Origin of the sequence: Oceanobacillus profundus, from assembly GCF_003515705.1 — a bacterium.
GTDB lineage: Bacteria > Bacillota > Bacilli > Bacillales > Amphibacillaceae > Oceanobacillus > Oceanobacillus profundus.
This window is the reverse complement of the sequence record NZ_QWEH01000009.1, coordinates 67905-92645: the sequence shown is the minus strand read 5'-3', so window position 1 is coordinate 92645 and position 24741 is coordinate 67905. Positions and strand designations below refer to the sequence as shown.

Genomic DNA, 24741 nt, shown 5'->3' with positions numbered 1-24741 from the left:
CATACGTAGTGAGTTGAGTAAAAAAGATCAGAAAAACACCGTAAGAACAAAGATAAATAGAGAGGACCTACTTCTAGTTATCGGCCCTCTCAACTCTATATCAACTTCTTACATGTGGTTTATCTTTTGCCTCCAGACGGCTGCGATGAAGAATTGGCTCCGTATAACCGCTTGGCTGCTCTTTCCCTTTGAAAACAAGGTCACATGCTGCATGGAAAGCAATTGATTCATCAAAGTTGGGTGCCATTGGATTGTATAATGGATCTCCTGCATTTTGCTTGTCAACAATTTGTGCCATGCGTTTCAACGTATCCAGCATTTGTTCTTTGGTACAAATACCATGGTGAAGCCAGTTTGACAACATTTGGCTTGAGATTCGCAATGTTGCACGGTCTTCCATAAGTGCTACATTATTAATGTCCGGGACTTTTGAACAGCCGACACCTTGTTCCACCCAGCGAACAACATAACCAAGCAATGTTTGTGCGCTGTTATCAAGCTCTTCCTGGATTTCTGCAGTTGACCAATTCTGTTTTCCTGCAATCGGAATTTGTAAAATATCCTCGCGGTAATTTTTCACTTCATTTTGCAGTTCTTCCTGCACTTTCCGGACATCAATAGCATGGTAATGAAGCGCATGCAATGTAGCTGCTGTTGGAGATGGAACCCAAGCCGTATTTCCACCTGCTTGTAGATGGCCTGATTTTTGCTTCAGCATCTCAGCCATTAGATCAGGCATTGCCCACATTCCCTTTCCAATTTGCGCTTTTCCTTTAAACCCAGTATCCAGACCAATACGTACATTATTTTTTTCATAGCTGTTCAGCCATGGCGAGACTTTCATTTCACCTTTTCGAATCATGGCTCCTGCTTCCATTGATGTATGAATCTCGTCACCTGTACGATCTAAAAACCCTGTGTTAATGAAAGCAATTCTCTCCCTTACCTCATAAATGCAATTTTTCAAGTTTAGGCTTGTACGTCGCTCTTCATCCATTACGCCAATTTTAAGTGTATGACGTTTCAAATCAAGCATATCTTCTATACGATTAAACAATTCATTCGCAAAAGCAACTTCCTTTGAACCGTGCATTTTAGGCTTAACAATATAGACGGAACCTTTTTGAGAATTTTGGTATTGGCCATTTCCTAATAGCCCATGTTTAGCCATCAAGCTTGTTAAGACACCATCCATTATTCCCTCAGGTACTTCCTGACCCGATTCATCAAGAATGGCGTTATTCGTCATCAAGTGCCCAACATTGCGGACAAACATAAGAACCCGCCCTGATAGCGTTATTTCTTCGCCGTTCAGGCCTGTATAGGTACGATCAGGATTTAAGCTACGTGTAATTTTCTTTTCGCCTTTAGAAAAAACAGAAGTTAAATCTCCTCTGTTCAAACCAAGCCAATTGCGGTACACGAGCGTTTTATCCTCAGCATCAACGGCTGCAACAGAATCTTCACAGTCCATAATAGTGGAGGTTGCAGACTCCAGGTATATATCTTTCACTCCCGCTGCATCCGTTTTTCCAATAGGATGATTGCGGTCGATTTGCATTTCAACATGCAAGCCGTTATTTTTTAATAGAATAGCTTTAGGTTCTTCCGCCGTACCTTGGTATCCAACAAATTTAAAACTATCCTTCAGTCCAGTTGTCTCACCGCTTTTCAGAGTCACGTCCAATCTCCCGCTAACAACAGCATAGGTTGTTGCTTCTTGATGCGAGGAAGTCTGTAGAGGGAAATTTTCATCAAGAAAGTTTTTCGCAAAAGCAATTACTTTTCCGCCTCGAACAGGGTTGTAGGATCCTTCTTTAGCAGCTCCACCTTCTTCACTTATTACATCAGTTCCGTATAATGCATCATAGAGGGAGCCCCAACGTGCGTTAGCTGCATTAATGGCATAGCGCGCATTGTCAATTGGCACTACGAGCTGCGGACCAGCTTGATGTGTAATAGCATCATCAATATTCGTGGTCGTAATCGTAAATTCTCCCACTTCAGGTTCCAAGTAGCCGATATTTTCTAAAAAAGATTTGTAACTATTAAATTCAAATGCATCGTTCTCTCTGTGCCACGCATCTATTTTCTTTTGTAATTCTTCACGCTCTATTAACAACGCTTTATTCTTCGGAGCCAAATCTGAGACAAGCTTCCCGAAATCGTCCCAAAACTTTTCATTGTCAAGACCTGTTTCCCGAAGTGCTTCCGAATTAACGAAATCATAAAGCACTTTTGCCACTTGAAGATTTCCTATTTTCACATAACCACACATCCAAATTCCCTCCTCTTACTCACTATATTACTATTTTAATAGGAACAGATTAGAAACAACAATATAAGTTTTGCATGAATGTTATTCCTTTTGGTTATAACTTGACGTATAATTAAGAAAAATCAATTATTGTCAGGGAGGTTGTTTATCATGGACATAAGGCAAATAGAATATTTTGCAGAAGTTGCGAAACAGCTGAACTTTACAAAAGCAGCATCCACTCTTCACATATCACAGCCCTCACTAAGCAAAACAATTAAAAGCCTTGAAGCCGAGCTTGGTGCCGCCCTATTTTATAGAAAGGCCAAACAATTGGAATTAACGGATGCTGGACAAGCATTCTTAATCAATGCGAAACATGTTATGGATGCTTTTGAAAACTTAACATCTGAACTAATTGATGTTATTAACTTAAAAAAAGGGGAAATAAAAATCGGAATTCCTCCAATTATCGGTGCTGCATTTTTTTCCACATTAATTAGCAAATACAAGGACACTTATCCCTCCATTGATTTACTATTGACGGAGGTCGGCAGCAATAAAATTAAACATGGCGTCCGTGAAGGTGAACTGGATATCGGTTTGATTTGCAATCTACCCATACAAACAGAAAACTTTGAAACAATCAAACTACTAAACGATCCGCTAATGCTCGTTGTACAAAAGGACAATCCATTAGCGGACAGAGAAGCAATCAACTTTTCCCATATCAAAAAGGAACACTTTATCATGTATCGGCATGATTTCTCTCTCCATGACAGGATTATAGAAGCTTGTGAAGAACATGGATTCTATCCTAATGTTGTATGTGAGAGCTCACAAAAGGACTTTATGATTGAGATGGTCGGAGCAAAATTAGGTGTTGCTCTATTACCGAGTAAAATATGTGCCCAAATAACCAATGATGAAATTAAAGCAATTCCTTTTAAAAAAACGGTTGTCAATTTAGACTTGGCCATGATTTGGAAAAAGGATAAATACATACCGTATGCAGTTCGTGAATTTATTGCCATGTCAGAATCGATTACTATCTAAACGAAAGCTATCATGTTGGGCACTGTTCTTAAGTACATTGTTCTACTATATTACACTCCAAAACACATGGACTTGGTTAATGATGAACACTTTAAGTTCAACTGCACACTAGCACCTTTTAGTGGGAAGGTTTACAATTGCCGTTCTTTGCCCTCAGCTCACGATGACTCTTTTTTATAATTCCTATATTGTCATCTCCAAAATCAAACGAACATACTATTTATAGAGAGAAGCATAGTTTGTTACCAAAATGGTGTGCAGGAGGGATTATTATTCCGCATTTACAAGTGGATTCTGAAACAATTTTGTTCTATGAGGAAAAAGGAGAGGGCCAGACCGTTATTTTTATCCACGGCGTAATGATGAGCAGTAAATTTTTTTATAAACAGCTAGCACAACTAAGCTCGGACTATCACACGATTGCTTTAGACCTTCGGGGGCATGGAAAATCATCAAAAGTAGAACGAGGTCATACCGTAGCACAGTATGCAAGGGATTTAAAAGCTTTCATGGAGAAATTAAGTTTAACAGATGTTATTTTAGTAGGCTGGTCAATGGGAGCTTTTGTTGTTTGGGATTATATCAATCAATTCGGAACAGACAATATAAAGGGCATTACCATTGTTGATCAATCGGCATCTGATTATACCTGGCCTGACTGGGAATTTGGCGCTTTTGATTTTCAAGCAATCAGCAATGTTGTGCAAGCCATTCAAGAAGATCAAGCGACATTTAACAGTAATTTCATCTATGGAATGTATAAAGAAAAACCAGACCCCGATGAATTCACTTGGATTTTACAGGAAATGAATAAGCTACCTGCATCCATTGCGAGTACAATTGTATTTAATCAGACAGCTGTCGATTATCGTGAGACGCTTTCCAATGTGACAGTCCCTTCATTAATTTGCTTTGGTACTGTCGGATTTTTTCCGATTGAAGCAGGAAACTATATTAAAGAAAGAACTCCAAATGCAACACTGATTCCATTTGAGGATAGCAGTCATTTGTTATTCCTTGAAGAAACGGAAAAATTTAACCATGAACTCGAAAAATTTATTCGCAGCTTATAATCTATGGAATAGCACAAAGGGAACAGCATCCTTCACGATGTGCTCCCTCTTTTTTTCAACATTACACTGTTGCTTTGTTCTTAAATTTTAAGGAAATCTCTTCTTCCACCAATTGGTTGATGTTATTTTAATTCTTCCACAATAGACTTCCCTTCACTTTGGTCTGACCATCTCCAGCTTTCATGCAGCCTAATCCGACCGTCAATTAGAATTTCAGGAACGGAAAAACACTCCCCACCTTTTATCATGCCTTTTTTATTTACATGATTATATCTAAACTGTAAGCTGCCATCTTCATTTACTATTCCAATCAGTGTTCCTTTTACAATTTCTCCACCACTATATGTTGCTGAAAGTATATTACCTTCTTGTTTATATTCAAAAAAAGTTTTGGAGGATACTTCTCCGTTCGCGGTATTTTCGACTGATACAAATTTACGGTCATCATAATTTATCACAAATAGTACTCCCATCAAATCCATCTAAACTTCAGAGAAAATTACTGTTCATTATTGCTTGTGATCATTACCTGATTTTCAATTTTTTTGTATTGTATACTTTTATCCATATTAATAGCTTTCCATGTTCTCACTAAACCATCAACAATCGGGGTAATCACCTCAGTATCACGATCATAGTATAGATGCGACAACGGATTCCAGCTTGTTAACACCCCTCCAGCATTCACCGCAACATCCTCGGTAACCGCTTGTTGATATGCTTCATTTACTCCTTTTAGCGGAAAAGCTAATACATCATCTTTATCATAGAAGTTCAACCACTCACCTTGAATAGTTGGATAAAACCGCGATATCATTGGGGAGGGAACGGTAATTGGAGATCCAAAATCAATGTAGCGCAATGACCATAACGCCATTGGACTCCCCATTGTATAAAATAGGGTTAGCGTTTCACATTGCTCTATTGGTGAATTACTTGTACACTTCACTGTTTCGATCCCCATGTTTTCTCGCTTAAATTGCAAATCATAAAAATAATTGCTTGCAATAATAGAACCCAGACTATGACTAATAATACACAAGGGCGCATTTGCTCCAGCCTTTTCCCTCAGTTTATTGATAGATGCTGCAACAAGGGAATGAACTTTATCATAATTCTGATTCCCTAAAGTTGTTGGCTGGTATGCTATTGCATCTGCTAAAAACTCAATTACAAACCGTCTTAATCTAGAATAATTTAAGTTCCTGTTTTCCTGTAACCTTTTCCATAATTCTGTTTGCTCCGATTCGAAAACAGATGACCAGAAAATCGGTTCAAATACTAATTCCTGCTCTGCATTGTTAATGGAAAGCTTTTTTGCAAAACCGTTAGAGATATGTGAAATAATTTCATCTGCAAAATCTTTCTTTGGAGTACCCGCTCCATGAATTACTGCAATAGCAATTTTTTGAGTCATCGGAAATCCTCCTCTGAAAACGTTATATTAATCGTACTTGAAATAAATCTTAACGTTAAGATGAAAATTACCTATTTATACGCTTTCCTCACACGTACATGCATGTGCATATCTTACTAGAAACAGAGAAAAAGAAGACCTTCTATGAGTCCAATGAACGAAAAGTCTTCTTTAAAAGTACTTATAAAAATCAATCAGCTGCAAACACTTTATTTTCCATTCGACCAATCTTTTCGATTTCTAATGTAACAATATCCCCATCTCTTAAAAATTGAGGTGGATCCATTGCAAAGCCAACCCCATCAGGTGTGCCAGTCATAATGATATCTCCAGGATTTAATGTAATTAAGTTCGAGATGAATTCAATAAGAAATGGAATGGTGAATATCAAATTACTTGTATTGGAGACCTGTCTCACTTCTCCATTTACATAGGACTTAATCATTAAGTTTGATGGATCACCGATTTCTTCTGCTGGAACTATCCAAGGTCCAATTGGGGTCGTGCGATCTAATGATTTTCCCTGCAGCCACTGAGGCGTCCTTTTCTGCAAGTCTCGAGCGCTGGTATCGTTTCCAATAGTATAACCAGCAATATAATCAAGTGCATCCTCCTGACTTATTTTTGAAGCTTCTTTTCCGATAACTACCGTGAGCTCTACCTCATAATCAAGCTTTTCCGTTGCGTCTGACTTTTCAATCGCATCTTCTGGTCCAATGAGAGCATTTGTAAACTTAGCAAATAAAACCGGGTTTTCTGGCAAATCGCCTTTCATTTCGGCAACATGCTCTGCATAGTTTCTACCTACACAAATAATCTTTGATGGATTTGGTACCGGTGGTCCAAGAATAACCTCTTCTCGTTGGAAAGATATTTTGCCAGTTGTATGCGACAATGCGTAATGAAAAGCTTCCTTTGCTTGATTGATAATGCCGTTTCCAATCGAATAGAATTGATTTGGATCTGCTGGAAAAATAGACTCCATCGCCACATTTTCCTTCTCACCTTTCGAAATAAGTAAATTACGATAAGCATCTTGTAAATCAATTACAATATCTTCATTTAAACCACCAATTCTCCATGAATGGTTCGAACCTTTTGGTTTATAACTAATTAACTTCAAATTTAGCACCTCTTCCAATTGCGTCATTATTTAGATAATATCACTTCTATCTTAAACACTCAAAAATTTGTATCGAAATGTTAAAAAGTTATGAAAAAAACTAGAAAGCGTTTTTCTCCCTTTCTAGTTTCGCTAGCTTTTAAAATGCTCCTGCCCCACCGCCACCAGTTGAAGAAGGGGACGATGAAGTACTCGCGCTTGTCGTACTATGCAGGACAGCCGTATACAGTATAAGGCTGCTTGGGCTAAATGAAGTTGTTGCATATACAGGATTATGAAGCAGTGGATAATCAGCATTCCATTTTATAGCCTGCTCAGCTTTTCCACATTTCTCTCCATATTTTTCACCCGCACCCAAGATGATTGCATATTCTAATCTTCTTTCTAATTTACCCGGCTCAGAGCCAACAGGATAACGATTTCGAATAAACAACCAATATCCTTTAAAAGTCGCATAATTTATTTCTTTAATCCCCTTTTTCCAATAATAATTTGGGATAATCAGCAAGGATACAAAGGTAATGAAATAGAATACGCTAGCTAAAATGACAGCCGGGGTAATGCTAAATCCAATTAGCGTCATCAGCAAAACGATAAAATAATATGCAATATTTACCCACTTATTACGATTAAACACTAACGTAACTACTGTTAATAAACCAACAATCAGAGGCAACACCCATTGCTCTGTCTGACTAATTGTATCAATCGTAACGAAATAGTTATATAGAACAAACGAAATAATCAGCAGTGGGATTGATAGAAAGGAATAGCCCTTCCATTTCCTGCGCAATCCTTGGTAATCCTCTCTTCCTTTCACCAAACCAGCCCACCTATTAAAATCCGCTTCAAATTGCTCTGCCTTTTTCTTTTTGACTTCATCCGTTTCTTCTTTATTATCAAGTAAATCTTCTAATAAAAAGTAATCTCCTAAATGATCACGTTTTGTAAATAGCCAGGATCGCAAAAACGAATCAGCCATGTCGCCCATTTCATTTCCACTAACCCATGTAAAGCGGAAAGTATGCTCACCTTTCTTTATAAGAGAAGGTACCTCTTTTAAACTGACAATTCCACGTTGCTTTAATGAGAATAATCCAGCAATAAAGCTGTCATACGGCAAATGTAAACTGTTTCGCAAATATTTTACAAACAATGGATCTGTTTGTTCGAGAATTTGTATGAATGCATCTTCGCTTTTATTTCCTCGGTAACGATAGGGGTGAACATAATAGACGAGAATCGTCGTTAGAATAACTACCCCAAATAATCCCCAAATAATTGGTTCAGCTTTACTCATGTTAGCATCGAGATGCTCCAATCGCTCAGTATAATCTTGTTCTTCTGATATAATTTCATCTAACATCGGAGAATCTTTTGTAAGCTCCATACCAGCTAACTGGCTAGACGGAAAGATAAATCGAAGCATTGATGTTTCACCAGCTTCTAGCATTGAATTTGTATACACTAAACCACTATCGGAACTATTCAAGCTTCCTGATTCATCTTCATGTAAAAAGTAATGCGTATCTTCCATCCTTTGATTTGGGGGGTGAATCATGATTTGTACATTATTTAAATCCGTTTCATTGGAATCGTCAAAAAATGCATATTTCAACTCAGCAACATCTGTATACTTGTTTACAGATCCTTCTATTGTATAGGTATACAGCACAGTCTTGGCCTCATTCATTGATTCTGTAAAAATCCGGTACGTATCATCATCTTCTTCAACTTTTAATGAATTTGATTCATTTGTGTTCTCAGGAAAATCGCCCTCTTCTACTATAAATGCCTGAAAATGCTGACTGTCCGACTGTATGGATCTTGTGACCCCTTCAAAGGAACCGTTAAATGTATACGTAAATTGTTCACGCACATCAATCGTCCCATCTTCCTGAATTTGGGCATCAATGATTACTTCGTCGATTGAAAAAGAACGCTCTCCATCTGAATAACCTGCTAAAACGAAAATAAAAAGTGCCAATATTCCTATATAAATGAATCGCTTCATATTACTTACCCTCCTTATCGTTCTTATTTTACTAATACGATTAAGGAAAAGTAAAGGTTTCAGACAAGGACGCTTCATCACAGTGTTTCAGTTCTTCATCTTTGGATCAAGCGCATCTCGCAGTCCATCACCAATTAAGTTAAACCCGAGCACAACGAGCATAATAGAAATACCAGGAGCGAGTAATGTCCACGGAGCAAGCTGGATAAAGTCACGAGCATCTGCAAGCATCTGTCCCCATTCTGGTACCGGCGGCTGAACTCCCAGACCAAGAAATCCAAGTGCAGCAGCCTCAAGAATTGCGGTTCCGAATCCCAATGTTGCTTGGACAATTATAGGTGCAACACTATTAGGCAGTATATGATGCAAAATAATTCGACCGTTTTTCATCCCCTGTGCTTTAGCGGCCATAATATATTCTTCTTCTCGTAAGCTAATAACACGTGAACGAACAAGTCTACCAAATATCGGGATATTAATGATCGCAATCGCTATTAATGCGTTTTGCAAGGAAGCACCAAGAATGGCCACGATCGCAATCGCTAGTAAGATACTTGGGAAAGCTAGTAGAATATCAAATATTCTTGATATAACCATATCGACCCAACGACCGAAATAACCAGCAATAATCCCGAGAAGTGTTCCAAAAAATAAAGCTCCGGTTACTGCGAAAAAACCAACTTGAAGTGATACCCTAGCTCCATATGCAATTCGGGTAAAAATATCTCTTCCTAAATGATCCGTACCAAGCCAGTGCTCCTCTGAAGGAGGATGTAATCGATTGACCAATTGCTGTTCTTCTACCGAGTAGGAAGTTACTAATGGCGCAGCCAATCCAAGTACGATAAAAAATAAGATAATGACAAAACCGATAATTGCAAAGCGATTTTTACGTAATTGCTTTGCTGTATCCTTCCATGGTGAGATTGCCTCTATCTCTTCTGAATCAATATGCTGTCCGACCTTTGCAGGATTTGGGATTTGCTGCTCTGAATATTTCTTTTTTTCTTCTATCCTCATCATCTGCAGCCCCCTTTAATATTTAATCCGCGGATCGATTTTTTTATATAAGATATCCACAGCTAAGTTGATTAATACGAATATAAATGCGATAACGAGTATCCCTGATTGGATAACTGGATAATCTCGATAGCTTATCGCTTCATATACATATCTGCCAATCCCTGGCCAACTAAAAATGGTTTCCGTCAAAATTGCTCCACCAAGTAATACTCCCGTTTGTAGACCAATTACTGTTAATACAGGAATGATTGCATTTTTTAGTGCATGCTTATAAATCACAAGAAATTGACCAGATCCTTTAGCACGTACCGTACGAATATAATCGGACTTCATCACTTCTAGCATACTTGAACGTGTCATCCTTGCAATAATAGCCATTGGTATTGTCCCAAGTGCAATGCTTGGTAAAATTAAGTGCTTCAAAATCGTTAAGGCACGGCTAAAATCCAAATGAATTAATGAGTCCAACACATAAAAATGCGTTATTGAGGCAATTGGGTCTCTGCTATCCTGTCTTCCATATGCAGGAAGCCAGCCAAGTTCTTGGGCGAATATCCATTGCTCCATTAAAGCAAGCCAAAAAATCGGCATCGATACGCCAATTAATGCAACCATCATAGCCAAAAAATCAAACCAAGAGTTCTGTTTCCACGCACTTATGATTCCTGCATTTACTCCAACGACAACAGCAAAAATCATCGCAAATAGGGTCAACTCAAAGGTGGCTGCTATGTATGGCCAAATTTCTTTTGAAATTTCAGCTTTCGATCGTAAAGAAGTCCCTAAATCGCCTTGTGTTAGATCCATTAAATAATGACCATATTGAACAAAATAAGGCTCATTTAATCCCATACTTTCCTCTAGCTCTGTGATTGCATTTGCAGTAGCTGTTTCCCCTAAAATTACTTGTGCTGGATTTCCCGGAATTAAATGAACAATCGAAAAGGTAATCAATGTCATACCGATCAATACGGGAATAAGCATTAATAAACGTCGTAGAATATAGGAAAACATTTTTTCACCCCTATTCTAATCATGTACAAATGATTGCTAAAAAAGAGGCAGCAGCATCATACTGCTACCTCTTTTTTTGAAAGTAAGTTATAGAATATCTAAGATTGTATATAACCTGAATAGCCACGGTCAGCTCCAGCGATTACGTGGTAGCGAGAATTCCTTCACCTCCATACGTCGCTGTCGCTAACCGGGCGCTTCCGCTTTGGTTTTAGTTACTTAATTCAACCTCTTTCAACGACTCACTTGTTGATGGATGTGGAACATAGTTCACTACTTTCGTCGTTGTTGCCATAACTGGTGTAGAGTGTACTAATGTAACCATTGGTGAGTCCTCAGAAATCAAAGCTTGTGCCTGTGCATAAAGATCCGCGCGTTCATCTTGATCAATAGCACGTTTGGCACTATCCAGCAGCTCATCTACTTCATCATTTTGGTAAAAGTTACGGTTGCTACTTCCAACATTGGATCCGTGCAACAAACTACTCAAGAAGTAATCCGGATCCCCATTGGTACCAGACCAACCAAGAATAAACAATTGATGTTCACCTTGTAATGTTTTTTCTAAATACGGTGCCCATTCTTCTCGTACAATTGTCGCATTTACGCCAACCTCTGCTAAGTTATTCTGAACAATTTGCGACACCGTTTCGGGATCTGGCATATACGGTCTCGCTACAGGCATCGTCCATAGTTCAATATCCAACCCATCCTCAAACCCTGCTTCAGCCAATAACTCTCTCGCCCGATCCGGGTCATACGCGTATTCCTCTACTTCGTCGTTATAACCTAAATATCCAGGTGGCAGAGGATTTTTAGCAGTTGTCGCATAGCCAGCATATAAAGCATCCGCGATTGCTTGCTTGTCAATTGCATGATTAATTGCTTGTCGAACCTCGACTTGATCAAATGGCTCCTTTTGCGTATTGAAGCCAACATAACCGAAGTTATTTTCTGAACGTGTCAACAGCTCTAAACCTTCATCAGCGTCTACACCAGCCGCATCATCTGGATTTAAGCCATCCATAATGTCAATCTCACCAGACTTTAATGCAATTAATCGTGCTGCATTATCAGGAATGACTTCGAAAATAACGCGATCCAGCTTCGGTAATCCATCCATTCGATAATCTTCAAATTTATCTAATACGATGGAGTCATCCTTGCTCCAACTGACAAATTTAAACGGTCCTGTACCTACCGGATTTTCATTAATCGCTGCCCCATGCTCCTCTAATGCGGCTGGAGAAGTAATCGCAAAATAGCTCATCCCCAGATTCTGTAAGAAAAATCCTAATGGTTGATTTAAAACAAATTCAATCTCATGATCATTGACCACATTAATTTCCTCAATCACATGCCCATCATCACCGGCAAATCCACCAAACATGGTTCCATACATCGAATAAACATAGCCGTCATCCGTAAATGCATATTCATGCTCTGGATCTGCCCAACGCTCAAAGTTAACTTTTACAGCTTCCGCATTAAAGTCTGTACCATCGTGGAAGGTAACTCCTTCTTCCAGGAAAAATGTGTAGGTTAAACCATCTTCGGAAACTTCCCAATCATGTGCTAAACCTGGCGTAAGATCAAAGGATTCTTTATCAAATTCTAATAAACCTTCTAATACTTGCTGTGTCACACGAGATGACTCCCCATCTGTGGTGCTTCCTGGATCAAGGCTTTCCGAATCACCACCACGAGCAAAAACTAACACCTGATCTCCAGCCGCTTCTGCATCAGTGGCTGGATCATCATCACTTGCTTCTTCATTTCCTGCATCACCGTCATTATCCGATGTATCCGTATTTGCACCACCATCTCCACTACATGCTGCAATGATCAAAAGAAATGCTAGTAGCAGAAACAAAAGTGCGCCGCCTTTTAATCTCATACCTATTCCCCCTCTTTGTTTAGTAGATATTGTAGTAAAGTGAAACTTCATTCGATGGGTGTTCCTTTCTACCCCATTGAATGTTAGATGAACAGAATCTGGAATTTACAGGCTGTTTATCCCCACCCTTCACGTTTTTAGTTTTCTCACGCTATGAAGTGGGGATATTACAGCCCGTTAATGCGTGATAGATTTTGCTGCTGTCCATCATAAAGGTGACAAGCAACAAAATGATTATCTTCAACAGGTATAAATGCCGGACGTACAGATTTACAAATATCCATCGCCATCGGACATCTCGTATGGAATGCACATCCTGCTGGTGGATCAGCTGGACTTGGGACGTCCCCTTTTAAAATAACCCGTTCTTTTTCTATATCAGGATCTGGGTCCGGAACTGCAGATAAGAGTGCTTGTGTATACGGATGCTTGGCATCATCATACAATTTGTCTTTACTTGTCAGTTCTACCATTCTTCCTAAATACATCACACCGACACGATCACTAATATGCTTTACTACACTTAAATCATGGGCGATAAAAATATACGTAAGATTAAATTCATCACGTAAAGCTTCCATTAGATTAAGAATTTGTGCTTGAACGGAAACATCCAACGCCGAGACAGGCTCATCGCAAATAATAAGTTTCGGATTATTCGCAAGTGCCCGTGCTATTCCAATTCGTTGCCGTTGCCCACCACTGAATTGATGCGGGTATCTTGATGCATGATAAGCACTTAAACCAACAACTTCAAGAAGCTCTTTTACACGGCTTGTCCGCTCCTTGGCATTTTTCACCCCATGAATCAATAACGGTTCACCGATTATCTTTTCTACGGTATGCCTTGGATTCAGAGATGCATACGGATCTTGAAAAATAATCTGCATATCTCGCCGTAACCTGCGCATTTCCTCTGCATTGATATGTGTAATATCCTGGTCTTCAAACTTTACTTCCCCAGCAGTTGGTTCGATTAAGCGAAGAATCGCTTTACCGGTTGTTGACTTTCCACAGCCCGATTCTCCAACAATGCCTAATATCTCCCCTTCAAAAACGGTGAAGCTAACATCGTCAACTGCCTTCACCTCACCAACCGTTCGACCAAGTACACCACCTTTAATCGGGAAATACTTCTTCAATCCATTAATCTCCAATAACGGCTTCTGTAATTGTTGACGCATCGTTTATCGACTCTCCTTCCTGTTTGTCATAAAGGAAGCAACGACTCCGCCTACCTTCACCTGTAACGTACAATTCAGGATTCTCCTTAAAGCAACGATCAAATGCAAACTCGCACCTAGGAGCAAAACGGCAGCCTACACGTCCTAGTTTTGGCTTTGGTACTGTTCCGGGAATGGAGTATAGCTTCTGCTCACGCTCATGAATTCTTGGTAAAGAACGGATTAGTCCTTGTGAATATGGGTGCTTTGAATCTTTTAGAATCTCACGTTTCGAACCTTCTTCAACAACTTGTCCAGCATACATCACTACGACTCGGTCACAAATATCTGCTACAACACCCAAATCATGCGTGATTAACAGTATGGCAGTATCTTTTTCCTCGTTTAACTTTCGCATTAAGTCTAATATTTGTGCTTGAATCGTTACATCGAGAGCTGTCGTTGGCTCATCTGCAATAAGAAGCTCTGGATCACAAGACATCGCCATGGCAATCATGACTCGTTGTCTCATTCCACCTGAAAGCTGATGGGGATAATCATCAATAATTGATTCAGCTCTTGGAATGCCGACTAGCTTTAACATAGAAATTGATTTTTCCCTTGCTTCTTTTTTACTTATTTTCTGATGAAATCGAAAGGCTTCTCTCATTTGATTTCCAATCGTAAACAGTGGATTTAGTGAGGTCATTGGTTCTTGAAATATCATGGATATTTCATTGCCTCGCAATTTCTTCATTCGTTTTTCGGAAGCAAATGCAAGGTTTTCTCCTTTATAATTAATTTCCCCACCCACTATTTTTCCAGGCGGGTTGGGAACAAGCTGCATAATGGATAATGATGTAACACTTTTTCCGCATCCTGATTCCCCTACAACCCCAACTACTTCCCCTTTATGTACATGTAAACTTACTTGATCAACTGCTGGTACTTCCCCGCTATCTGTGAAAAAGTGGGTGCTTAAGCTCTTTATCTCTAATACGGTATGAGACAATTGATACTCCCCTTTCAGCTCGACGTGGAATATATTTCTTTTATGTTTCTATAATATACTGAAAATTACCTAATATTGCAAGAAAAAAATAATATTTACTATTTATACTTTTTAAAACAAAATAAAAACATAATTATAATTCACATAAATTGTGAGTTGCTTTATACTAAATAGAATAAGTTCTCGTCTGGGAGTGTTAGATAGGTGATCGAAGTATATACAGATGGTGCAGCAAGTGGAAATCCTGGACTGAGTGGTGCGGGCATATATATCAAATCTGGCAAAAACGCTTACGAATATACCATTCCATTAGGATATCTATCAAATCACGAAGCTGAATTCTACGCAATTATTAAAGCGCTTGAGATTTGTCGGCAATCATTTCCGAATGAAATTATATCCTTTCGCTCTGATTCGAAGGTTGTCGTGGATGTAATCGAAAAAGATTTCACAAAGAATCAACTCTTTCTTCCTTTACTTGAATGCATTAGAGAAGAATCAAAGAATTTTCCGCACTTTTTTATCAAGTGGATTCCAGAAAAGAAAAATGGTCATGCAGATCGTTTGGCAAGAAAAGCGATCCATATGAATGATCAAGCTTAATTCAACTTTCTAATTAACTTACATTTCTTCATTTCGTAAAAAATAAATTCTTAACAGATACTAGTCTTAGCAAATTAGGGGGATACCGATGAATGATGTGTCGCTACGGGAACAAAGTATTGTACTCATTGGTTTTATGGGGGTAGGAAAAACTACAATTGGCAAAGCAGTTGCGAAGAAATTATATCGTGATTTTATCGATATTGATGAAGAAATTGAAAAGAAATATAATATGCCAACTTCAGAGATTTTTAATCTATATGGCGAGCGAATATTTCGGCAAACCGAAAAAGACATGATTATCGATTCCTGTAAACAAAAATTAAAAATTATCTCTGTCGGCGGTGGCGCATTCTTACAGGATGAAGTTCGTGAGGCATGCATGTCACATTGTATTATCTTTTTCTTAGATTTATCTTGGGATTCTTGGAAAGAACGTATTAGCCTGCTCATTGATAGCCGCCCTGTCCTGCAAGGGAAAAATATCGATCAAATCAAACAATTATTTTATAATAGACAACCGATTTATGAGGAACATCATTCAAGAGTCGTGACGGATAATTTACCAGTGGATGAAGTTGCAGATTACATTACAGAGTCCCTGAAAACCGCTTGGGATATCTATGAACCGAATTAAAAAACCAAAGGGCTAAAGAGAATAGTTAGATACCAAGCTAAAAACACAAAATAACCCTTCAAGGGTTATTTTGTGTTTCATCTTCATCCTAATAAGGTCGCAAACTAAGCAAGCCTCTCAGCAGCTTCCCGAATAGCCACCACTAAATCTTCACCATATTTTTCTTTTGAGTTTTTGCCTAGATAATCAGCAATATCCACATCGCCTAAATGAACCGCCCTAATGAAGGATCGAACTTTAATATCCTTAGGTTCAGTAAAAAGATTCTCCGTGATCATATATTCCAGTTCATCAGCAATTCTATTTAACTCAGTCATTTATTCGCCTACCTTCTAAAAACATTAAGGACTAATTCAGTAATTCAGTAAGCTATTTTTTCCAATACGATTACTCTTTATACTTTCTAATTTATTAAATAAATTAATTTTTTAAAGTTTCACGTTAAGTTCTAAATAACAAGCTGCCCCATCACTAAATTATTAATCTGTACCTACTGGATGCAGTCCAACTTCAATGAAATAGACACCAAACTGGACAGCATACGATCAATTTCGAAAAAACACAAGCCAAATGAATATTGTTCATGTGCATCCGAAGTGAAAGAAAGATACTATTAATTATCCTTAAGTATCGAGTAAACATATGTATCATGTGCAGTTCCATTTTGATACATATAATCCCTCAAAACACCTTCTTGCTGAAAACCAACCTTGCTTAACAAATTGTTAGATGCTTCGTTATGTACAAAAACAACAGCTCCTATACGAATAAGACCCAATTCATCAAACCCATATTGAATTACCTTGGATACTGCTTCGGAAGTAAAACCCTTTCTCCATTGTGTAGGATGTATTTCATAACCAATTTCAGCTCGTTTATGTTTAGGGGACCAAGCATTAAATCCAATGGTTCCAATTATTCCTCGATTACCTTTTATTTCGATTCCCCAGCGTATTCCCCTTTTCTCTTTGAAATTTTCAGCAAAAAAATCAACAAATGCCGCTGCTTGCGCTAAATTTTGCAATGTCTCTTGACCGTAATATCGAGTTACATTTTCATTAGAAAAACAAGCAAATAGGGCTTCTGCATCATCCTTGGAGATTTCTCTTAAACATAGTCTTTCAGTCTCTAATGTTGGAAACATCAATTTCTCTCCCCCTCTCGTTTTTACCTTTAACACAATGCATAATTATTAAAAGCCCGGCTTAATTTCTCTACACCCCTATACTAGTATAAAATTCCAAATTTAATTTTGAAATTTACCTGAATAGGTATAAATGATACTTCCCCATCTTCATGGTCAAAAATCAAATTACTGGACTCCTTCGTCTGCTAAAAAAACACTGACTCTTTTACATGTATAGAATCAGTGTTTCTTCGTTTTTAATTATTATTTACGCAGTATCTTCTCCATCGCTTTTCCTTTTGCTAATTCATCGATCAGCTTATCCAAATAGCGAATTTCCTGCATAAGCGGTTCTTCGATGTCTTCCACTCGGACACCGCAGATCACACCTTTAATCAAATTCCGGGAAGGATTCATATGAGGAGCTTCCGCAAAGAATGTCTCAATGTCTGTCTTTTTTTCCAGTTGTTCTTCTAACTCTTCCTGACTATAGCCTGTTAACCAATGTATGATTTCATCGACTTCTGATTTCGTACGTCCTTTTTTCTCAGCCTTGGTAATATAATGGGGATACACTCCTGAGAAACTCATTGTGTAAATCCGATGTTTGGTCATGATACATACTCCCTACTACTATTTTCTTTATTGTAGTACAAATAATAGTCGGGTTCAAATATGGAAAACATAAAAAAGTACCGTATATCCAAAACAGAAAATCGGTACTTTTTAACGTTATTCTAGCTTGTTATTCTTTATAAAAAAATATTTAATAAATCCCAACAGACGCTAATAAAATAGCCGCAACAATTGATATAATCGGGATAACAACAGCTACGACAAAAATGTCTTTGTAGCTATCTTTATGTGTCATGCCTGTAATCGTAAGCAAAGTCAATACAGCTCCATTGTGCGGCATGGCATCGAGTCCTCCAGATGATAAAGACGCAATTCGGTGAAAAGCCTCTGGATCAATACCTGTGCTTAACGCTAATTCATAATATCTTTCTCCCAATGCTTCTAGAGCAATTCCCATTCCTCCAGAAGCCGAACCTGTAGCACCAGCAAGTATATTAACAGCAACTGCTTCTGAAATAAGCGGATTTCCTTTAATCCCCATCAATAGTGCTGTAAGACGATCAAATCCTGGTACCGCCTGCACAACAGTACCAAATCCAACAGCTGCACTCGTGTTAATGATGGCGGTTACGGAACCAACTGCACCATTATTAATTGCTTTAACAAACCCTTTGAACTTGGTAATATTTAAAATCATCAACAGGATAATCCCAGACAATAGGGCAACTACAATATCCCACTCCAAAACATTCAACGTAACAACTACGGTTATTAATGGCAAAATCGATAATATAAAATGTGGGGTATCTCCCTCTACCTTCACAATCTTATTATCCTTTGGCTCTGTATAAAATTCCCCTTTTGCAGATAATTGTTTTTCTCTCCATCGCATATAGTAATAACCACCGACACCCATAATAATCGCAGCGACTATCCCCATAATTGGCGCTGCCATTGCGGTTGTACCAAAGTAAGGCGTTGGGATTAAGTTTTGAATTTGTGGTGTCCCAGGAATTGCTGTCATCGTAAATGTGAATGACCCTAATGCAACTGTGCCTGGTATTAGACGCCTGCTAATGTTTGCTTCACGGAACAGTGTTAGTGCAAGTGGATAAACAGCGAAAACAACGACAAACAAACTAACCCCACCATATGTTAAAACTGCACAGGATACAAGCACCCCTAGTATTGCTCGCTTAGTTCCGATAACTTTTGTTAATGCGATGGCGACCGACTTTGCCATCCCTGTGTCTTCCATCAGCTTTCCAAAAATTGCCCCAAGCATGAATACAGGGAACCATTGCTTTGCAAAGTTAACAAAGCCGCTCATATACGTATTTGTATATGCATCTAGCAAGTCCAGCCCACCAGTTAGTGCAACAACACCAGCAGCAATTGGCGCAATCCAAATGATTGACCACCCTAAATAAGCAAGTGCCATTAAGACAATAAGCCCTAAAATTATCCCAAACATGATACCCCTCCGTCTCTTTATTTATCTAACTTCAATAACCATTGCAATTCCCTGGCCGCCACCAATACAAAGTGAGGCAATACCATATCTCTGCCCTCTTCTTTTCAACTCTTTTACCACAGCGTAAAGCACTCTCGCACCACTTGCTCCAATCGGATGCCCTAATGCAATCGCTCCCCCGTTCACATTTACTTTCTCACGATCTAAACCTAAAGCTTTTTCGACAGCTAAATACTGGGCAGCAAATGCTTCATTTACTTCAATCAAATCGATATCTTCAAGTGTGAGCCCAGCCCTTTTTAAAGCTTGTTGAATCGCTGGAACTGGGCCGATTCCCATATATTCTGGCTCAACCCCAGCAATGCCGTAAGATACGATTCTTGCTAGCGGCTGCAATTGATGCTCTGTTACATAGTTTTCCCCCGCTACAATAACCGCTCCAGCTCCATCATTAATTCCACTCGCATTCCCACCAGTCACCGTTCCACCCTGTTTAAAGGACGGCTTTAAACCTGCAAGTTTCTCAACCGTTGTATCCTCTCGTATATGTTCATCTGTGTTTACGAAGGTTGTGCCATTTCGATGTTTTATTTCAACAGGCACAATTTCCTCATTAAGCTTTCCTTCGTTTCGTGCAGTCGCTGCACGCTTATGACTTAAATAAGCGAATTCATCTTGTTCCTCGCGCGTAATACCATACTTTTCTGCTAGATTTTCTGCCGTCATCCCCATTCCCGAACCGATATATTCATCTGTCAAGGCTGCCCAGAGCATGTCATCCACTTGTGGTGTCTTCAATTTCGTACCAAATCTGCTCCCTCTTAATGCATAAGGAGATAGACTCATATTTTCAATCCCTCCAGCTAGTGCCACTTCTGCCTCACCTAGCATAATCGATTGGGTTGCTGAAATAACTGACTGCAATCCTGAACCACATAAACGATTTACTGTTAGTGCGGGACTGGATATTGGAATACCAGTTTGCAGTGCAATATGCCTTGATAAATAGGGCGCGTTTTTTCCGGAATGGATGACATTCCCTAACACAGTCAAATTAATATCTTCTGCAGGGATGCCACTTCGGCGAATTGCTTCCTTACTAGCGATAACTCCTAGTTCCGTTGGATCTATCCCCTTCAAGCTCCCTCCAAATGTACCAAATGGTGTTCTTGCCCCCTCAACGATATAAACATTTGTCATTTTCCCACTCTCCTATTTTGTTATTACTGTGCCGTGTACCCGCCATCTAATACAATGGCTTGACCTGTAACCCCTTTGGCCTTATCACTTGATAAGAACAACGCATAATCCGCTATTTCCTGCACAGCTAACAAGCGTTTCTGTGGTACCAATGGATAAAGCACCTCTTCTAATACTTTTTCAACCGGGATATTACGATTTTTCGCTAAGTCCTCAAACTGTCCTCGAACAAGCGGCGTATCCACATAACCTGGGCACATAGCATTCACTGTAACTCCATTGGCAGCTCCTTCTAATGCCGCTACCTTCGTTAAACCTATAAGCCCGTGCTTAGCACTGTTATATGCTGCCTTGCCCGCAAAGCCAATTAGTCCGTTAATCGAAGCCATATTAATAATCCGTCCAAATCCTTGTTCTTTCATTAACGGAAAAACATGTTTCGTTGCCATAAATGGCGCAACTAGCATTACCTTCGTCATGAATTCAAACTTTTCAGTCGGGAAATCTTCAATGGATGCAACATGCTGTAAGCCAGCATTATTAATTAGCACATCCAATCTTCCATATTTTTCTACCGTCTCATCTAAAGCTTGTTGTAGTTCTTTTTCGTTCGTAACATCACATTTCAATCCAATACAATCATAACCATCTTTTCTTAAGTTTTCGGAAACCGCCTGAACCTTTTCAGTGTTAATGTCTGACAAAGCAACCTTGGCACCGTTTTTGGCAAACTCCTTACCCATCTCATATCCGATTCCACTTGCTGCTCCAGTTATAAATACCACTTTGTTGTCTACCATGAATAAATCCTCCTTTTTTAATACGTTCCTATTCGTAAATGCTCACTAATTTTTAGCTCTGCCTCTGTCGATTCCACAATTTCTTCAACTGTCCAGCCTTCTGCTATTTCTATAAGTACAAGACCACTTTCCTCAACATCCATAACCGCACGGTCTGTAATTACTCGGTTTACAACCTGCTTCCCAGTTAGTGGTAAGCTGCATTTCTTTAAAATTTTTGATGTCCCATGCTTATTGACATGATCCATAATAATAACGATTTTTTTTGCTCCGTGCACGATATCCATCGCACCCCCCATACCTTTAATCATTTTTCCTGGAATCATCCAATTTGCTAAATCACCTGTTTCAGATACTTCCATTCCACCGAGAATAGCCAAATCCAAATGTGCTCCACGAATCATCGCAAACGATTCCGCATTACTGAAATAAGAAGCCCCCTCTTGAGCAGTTACCGTTTCTTTACCAGCGTTAATTAAATCAGGATCAACTTCTTCTTTTAGTGGTGATTTCCCTATTCCAAGCAATCCATTTTCTGACTGAAGGACTACCTGTTTTCCACCCTGAATATAATTGGCAACCATTGTTGGCATCCCAATCCCTAGATTAACGTAGGAACCGCTTACAATTTCCCTTTCAGCTCTTCTTGCTATTCGCTCGCGCACCAATGCCTTATCCAATTGGTTTAACATCCGCCATTACCTCCTAAAATTGTGCTATGCTTCTTGTCTTATGGTTAATCGTTCAATTCGCTTCTCTTGTGCCCCTTCAATTAGAGCTTGTACATAGATTCCTGGTGTATGAACATGATCAGGATCAATTGTTCCGGGTTCAACTAATTGTTCTACTTCTGCAATTGTTACTTTTCCTGCCGCTGCCATCATCGGATTAAAATTTCGTGCCGTTTTGTTATAAACCAAGTTCCCCGCATGATCACCAACAGCAGCTCGAATCAAACTGAAATCTGCCTTTAAAGCTGTTTGCAGCAAATATTCTTTGTTATTAAATACACGTACTTCTTCTCCTTCTGCAATCAGAGTTCCCACTCCAGCAGGCGTATAGAATGCTGGGATTCCTGCTCCACCCGCACGAATTCTTTCTGCAAGTGTACCTTGTGGTGTCAACTCTACCTCCAGCTCACCTGCTAATACTTGTCTCTCAAATTCTTTATTTTCGCCAACATAGGAGCCAATCATCTTATCAATTTGTTTATTTTTTAGTAGTAAACCGAGGCCCCAATCATCCACCCCACAATTATTCGAGATCACGGTTAAATGCTTTACCTGTGAATCAACAAGAGCTAGAATAAGATTTTCAGGAATTCCAACAAGTCCAAAACCCCCAACCATAATCGTTGAACCATCTTGAATCTCTGCTACTGCTTCTGCAAAGGATGTATAAATTGTTTTCATCTATGCTACTCCCCTTTCCTTCCTTTACTTGCAAAAATCGTGCCAATAAAGATATCTCAAAAAATAGAAAGCTAGCAGTATAATTGAAGTCAACTAAAAACCTTCCTTCCAGTTTCGTGGAAAGAAGGTTCTTCATTATCATTTTTACGAATGTAAGCCCTTTCTTTCCGTGCTTTTCATACTTTCCAAAATTGCGGAATAGATTCCGTATTTGTGGAATTTTATAATTGATGTTTTTTCATTTTTTCATAAAAACTAGATTTTCCGACACCTAGTAAGCTAGCCGCTCTTAATTTATCTCCACCTGCCCTTTCAATCGCATTTTCGATTGCTTGCCTCTCTGCCCTAGCTAAAACTTCTTTTAAATTCATACTTTGCTTCGTTGTATAATGATTTGACTGCATTTGATCTGGCAAATCTTCTAGTTTAATAATTTCCGTGTTTGTAAGATGTACAGCGGATTCAATTACATTTTCCAGCTCTCTGACATTGCCCGGCCATTCATGATGCATGAAAAAATCCATTACTGCCGCTTCAAAGCTGATCACTCGTTTACCTGTACGTTTTGTAATTTTAGCTAGTAAAAATTTTGCAAGCACCCGAATATCCTCTACCCGTTCGCGTAGAGGAGGAATTTTTATCGGAATGACATTGATCCGGTAATAAAGATCCTCCCTGAAACGATTTTCCTTAATTAATGTTTCTAATGATTGGTTCGTTGCTGCAATAATTCGCACATCAATTTTTTGTGTTTTTTCCGAGCCGATTGCTTCAACTTCTCCCTCCTGTAGAACACGGAGAATTTTCACTTGGGCATCTAATGGCATATCCCCAATCTCATCCAAAAAAAGTGTGCCACCATCTGCCAATTGGAATTTCCCTAGCTTGCCTCCTTTTTTGGCACCTGTAAACGCACCGCCTTCATAACCAAACAATTCGGACTCAAGCAAATCTACTGGAATTGCTGCACAATTTACTTTTACAAACGGCTTCATACTTCGTTCGCTTAATTGATGAATACTATGAGCAAACAATTCTTTTCCTGTACCACTTTCTCCCATTAATAAAATAGAAACATCTCCAGAGGAAATCTTCATAACTTTTTCTTTAATTTTATTTATTTGTATGGAACTGCCAACAATATCTTGCAGGGAGTAAGTTGCTCCATTTTGATTGCCTAACTTCTTTTTATATTGTTCAATCTCCAATAATAGATCCTTAATATGCGAATTCATTTTCATCCATTCTTTTGTATCCCGATATAGTACCGTACCGACTGCACCGACTATTTTCCCTTTTGAACAAAGCGGAACTCGATTAGCAATCATATGATTCCCTCTAATGAATTGAATATCTGCAATTTCCTCCTTACCTGTTTGAGCGACAATATGCATTCTTGTATTTTCAATGACATCTTGTACATGTTTGCCGATAGCATCCTCTAATTTAACACCTATAAACTTACAATAATTATCATTAAGATACGTAACTAAACCTTGACCATCTACAACAACAAAGCAAAAATTCGACTTTTCGAAAATAGTTTCAATGATTTCTTCTTTATATTCATTATTTAACAGCATATTCTCTCTCCCAACACTAAACATTTGCTAATCAGTTATTGTTTTTAATTCGTTATATGCTTTCTATTATATACATACAAAAACAGAAGCACACTAATTTACATGCGCTTTCATAATGTCTTAGTCAATTAACTTTCATTCACTTGAATACCAAACATTTTAAATGCTGGCCCCCAATAAGTATATCCGTATCACATGTTATAAGCGTGAAATCTTTTCCATCATTAAATTTTTAAAATAACATATATTCTAATGTACTTCCTTTATAAAAATAGGAGGGG

The 24741-nt window shown here is 38.7% G+C and carries 23 protein-coding genes; 4 read left to right on the top strand and 19 right to left on the bottom strand.

Translation table 11 applies throughout. The features are described from left to right. Positions 1-100: 100 nt before the first annotated feature. Positions 101-2278 (bottom strand): malate synthase G, encoded by a 2178-nt coding sequence (locus tag D1B32_RS13905; protein WP_118889696.1) that lies wholly within the window; start codon positions 2276-2278, stop codon positions 101-103. A gap of 150 nt (positions 2279-2428) precedes the next feature. Here D1B32_RS13905 and D1B32_RS13900 point away from each other — a divergent pair, with 150 nt between their 5' ends. After that, positions 2429-3313 (top strand): LysR family transcriptional regulator, encoded by an 885-nt coding sequence (locus D1B32_RS13900; RefSeq protein ID WP_118889695.1) that lies wholly within the window; start codon positions 2429-2431, stop codon positions 3311-3313. A gap of 272 nt (positions 3314-3585) precedes the next feature. After that, positions 3586-4386 (top strand): alpha/beta fold hydrolase, encoded by an 801-nt coding sequence (locus D1B32_RS13895; protein ID WP_118889723.1) that lies wholly within the window; start codon positions 3586-3588, stop codon positions 4384-4386. 122 nt (positions 4387-4508) lie between these two features. On the opposite strand, the gene D1B32_RS13890 is transcribed toward D1B32_RS13895, so the two are convergent. The 9 genes from D1B32_RS13890 to D1B32_RS13850 all read right to left on the bottom strand — a co-directional run bounded on the left by D1B32_RS13890 (position 4509) and on the right by D1B32_RS13850 (position 15049). Further along, complete coding sequence (locus D1B32_RS13890) at positions 4509-4844, bottom strand: avidin-fold protein (protein ID WP_187393162.1); 336 nt, start codon at positions 4842-4844, stop codon at positions 4509-4511. Between the two features lie 41 nt (positions 4845-4885). After that, a complete protein-coding gene (locus D1B32_RS13885; protein WP_240033792.1) occupies positions 4886-5803 on the bottom strand; it encodes a chemotaxis protein in 918 nt (305 codons plus the stop codon). 190 nt (positions 5804-5993) lie between these two features. Beyond that, positions 5994-6926 (bottom strand): fumarylacetoacetate hydrolase family protein, encoded by a 933-nt coding sequence (locus D1B32_RS13880; protein WP_118889694.1) that lies wholly within the window; start codon positions 6924-6926, stop codon positions 5994-5996. A gap of 139 nt (positions 6927-7065) precedes the next feature. Then, positions 7066-8940: a DUF2207 domain-containing protein gene (locus D1B32_RS13875; RefSeq protein ID WP_158586272.1), complete on the bottom strand. Its 1875-nt coding sequence runs from the start codon at positions 8938-8940 to the stop codon at positions 7066-7068. An 87-nt stretch (positions 8941-9027) separates the two neighbouring features. Next, on the bottom strand, positions 9028-9963 hold the full coding sequence (locus D1B32_RS13870) for an ABC transporter permease (protein WP_240033791.1): 936 nt from the start codon (positions 9961-9963) through the stop codon (positions 9028-9030). A gap of 12 nt (positions 9964-9975) precedes the next feature. After that, a complete protein-coding gene (locus D1B32_RS13865) occupies positions 9976-10977 on the bottom strand; it encodes an ABC transporter permease (RefSeq protein WP_095311273.1) in 1002 nt (333 codons plus the stop codon). Positions 10978-11188: 211 nt separating this feature from the next. Further along, entirely contained in the window at positions 11189-12874 is a 1686-nt protein-coding gene (locus D1B32_RS13860; RefSeq protein WP_118889691.1) for an ABC transporter substrate-binding protein, read from the bottom strand. A 167-nt stretch (positions 12875-13041) separates the two neighbouring features. Then, positions 13042-14058, bottom strand: coding sequence for an ABC transporter ATP-binding protein (locus tag D1B32_RS13855; RefSeq protein ID WP_118889690.1), 1017 nt, complete (start codon positions 14056-14058; stop codon positions 13042-13044). Then, on the bottom strand, positions 14021-15049 hold the full coding sequence (locus D1B32_RS13850) for an ABC transporter ATP-binding protein (RefSeq protein ID WP_118889689.1): 1029 nt from the start codon (positions 15047-15049) through the stop codon (positions 14021-14023). The genes D1B32_RS13855 and D1B32_RS13850 overlap by 38 nt, the downstream gene beginning before the upstream one ends. A gap of 204 nt (positions 15050-15253) precedes the next feature. Here D1B32_RS13850 and D1B32_RS13845 point away from each other — a divergent pair, with 204 nt between their 5' ends. Together D1B32_RS13845 and D1B32_RS13840 are read left to right on the top strand one after the other, a co-directional pair. Then, a complete protein-coding gene (locus D1B32_RS13845; protein WP_095311267.1) occupies positions 15254-15652 on the top strand; it encodes an RNase H family protein in 399 nt (132 codons plus the stop codon). A gap of 88 nt (positions 15653-15740) precedes the next feature. Continuing rightward, a complete protein-coding gene (locus D1B32_RS13840) occupies positions 15741-16289 on the top strand; it encodes a shikimate kinase (RefSeq protein WP_095311265.1) in 549 nt (182 codons plus the stop codon). Positions 16290-16393: 104 nt separating this feature from the next. Here D1B32_RS13840 and D1B32_RS13835 read toward each other — a convergent pair whose 3' ends face one another. The 9 genes from D1B32_RS13835 to D1B32_RS13795 all read right to left on the bottom strand — a co-directional run bounded on the left by D1B32_RS13835 (position 16394) and on the right by D1B32_RS13795 (position 24460). Further along, positions 16394-16606, bottom strand: a complete 213-nt coding sequence (locus D1B32_RS13835) for a hypothetical protein (protein ID WP_095311264.1) — start codon at positions 16604-16606, stop codon at positions 16394-16396. A gap of 296 nt (positions 16607-16902) precedes the next feature. Then, positions 16903-17433: a GNAT family N-acetyltransferase gene (locus D1B32_RS13830; protein ID WP_118889688.1), complete on the bottom strand. Its 531-nt coding sequence runs from the start codon at positions 17431-17433 to the stop codon at positions 16903-16905. 246 nt (positions 17434-17679) lie between these two features. Next, positions 17680-18030, bottom strand: a complete 351-nt coding sequence (locus tag D1B32_RS13825) for a DUF2200 domain-containing protein (RefSeq protein WP_095311261.1) — start codon at positions 18028-18030, stop codon at positions 17680-17682. A 151-nt stretch (positions 18031-18181) separates the two neighbouring features. Beyond that, on the bottom strand, positions 18182-19465 hold the full coding sequence (locus D1B32_RS13820; protein WP_118889687.1) for a GntP family permease: 1284 nt from the start codon (positions 19463-19465) through the stop codon (positions 18182-18184). A 21-nt stretch (positions 19466-19486) separates the two neighbouring features. After that, positions 19487-20665, bottom strand: coding sequence for a thiolase family protein (locus D1B32_RS13815; protein WP_118889686.1), 1179 nt, complete (start codon positions 20663-20665; stop codon positions 19487-19489). Between the two features lie 23 nt (positions 20666-20688). Continuing rightward, positions 20689-21465: a 3-hydroxybutyrate dehydrogenase gene (locus tag D1B32_RS13810; protein WP_118889685.1), complete on the bottom strand. Its 777-nt coding sequence runs from the start codon at positions 21463-21465 to the stop codon at positions 20689-20691. Between the two features lie 17 nt (positions 21466-21482). Next, on the bottom strand, positions 21483-22157 hold the full coding sequence (locus D1B32_RS13805) for a 3-oxoacid CoA-transferase subunit B (RefSeq protein WP_118889684.1): 675 nt from the start codon (positions 22155-22157) through the stop codon (positions 21483-21485). A 24-nt stretch (positions 22158-22181) separates the two neighbouring features. Further along, positions 22182-22877: a CoA transferase subunit A gene (locus tag D1B32_RS13800; RefSeq protein ID WP_118889683.1), complete on the bottom strand. Its 696-nt coding sequence runs from the start codon at positions 22875-22877 to the stop codon at positions 22182-22184. A 221-nt stretch (positions 22878-23098) separates the two neighbouring features. Continuing rightward, entirely contained in the window at positions 23099-24460 is a 1362-nt protein-coding gene (locus D1B32_RS13795) for a sigma-54 interaction domain-containing protein (protein WP_118889682.1), read from the bottom strand. Positions 24461-24741: the final 281 nt, after the last annotated feature.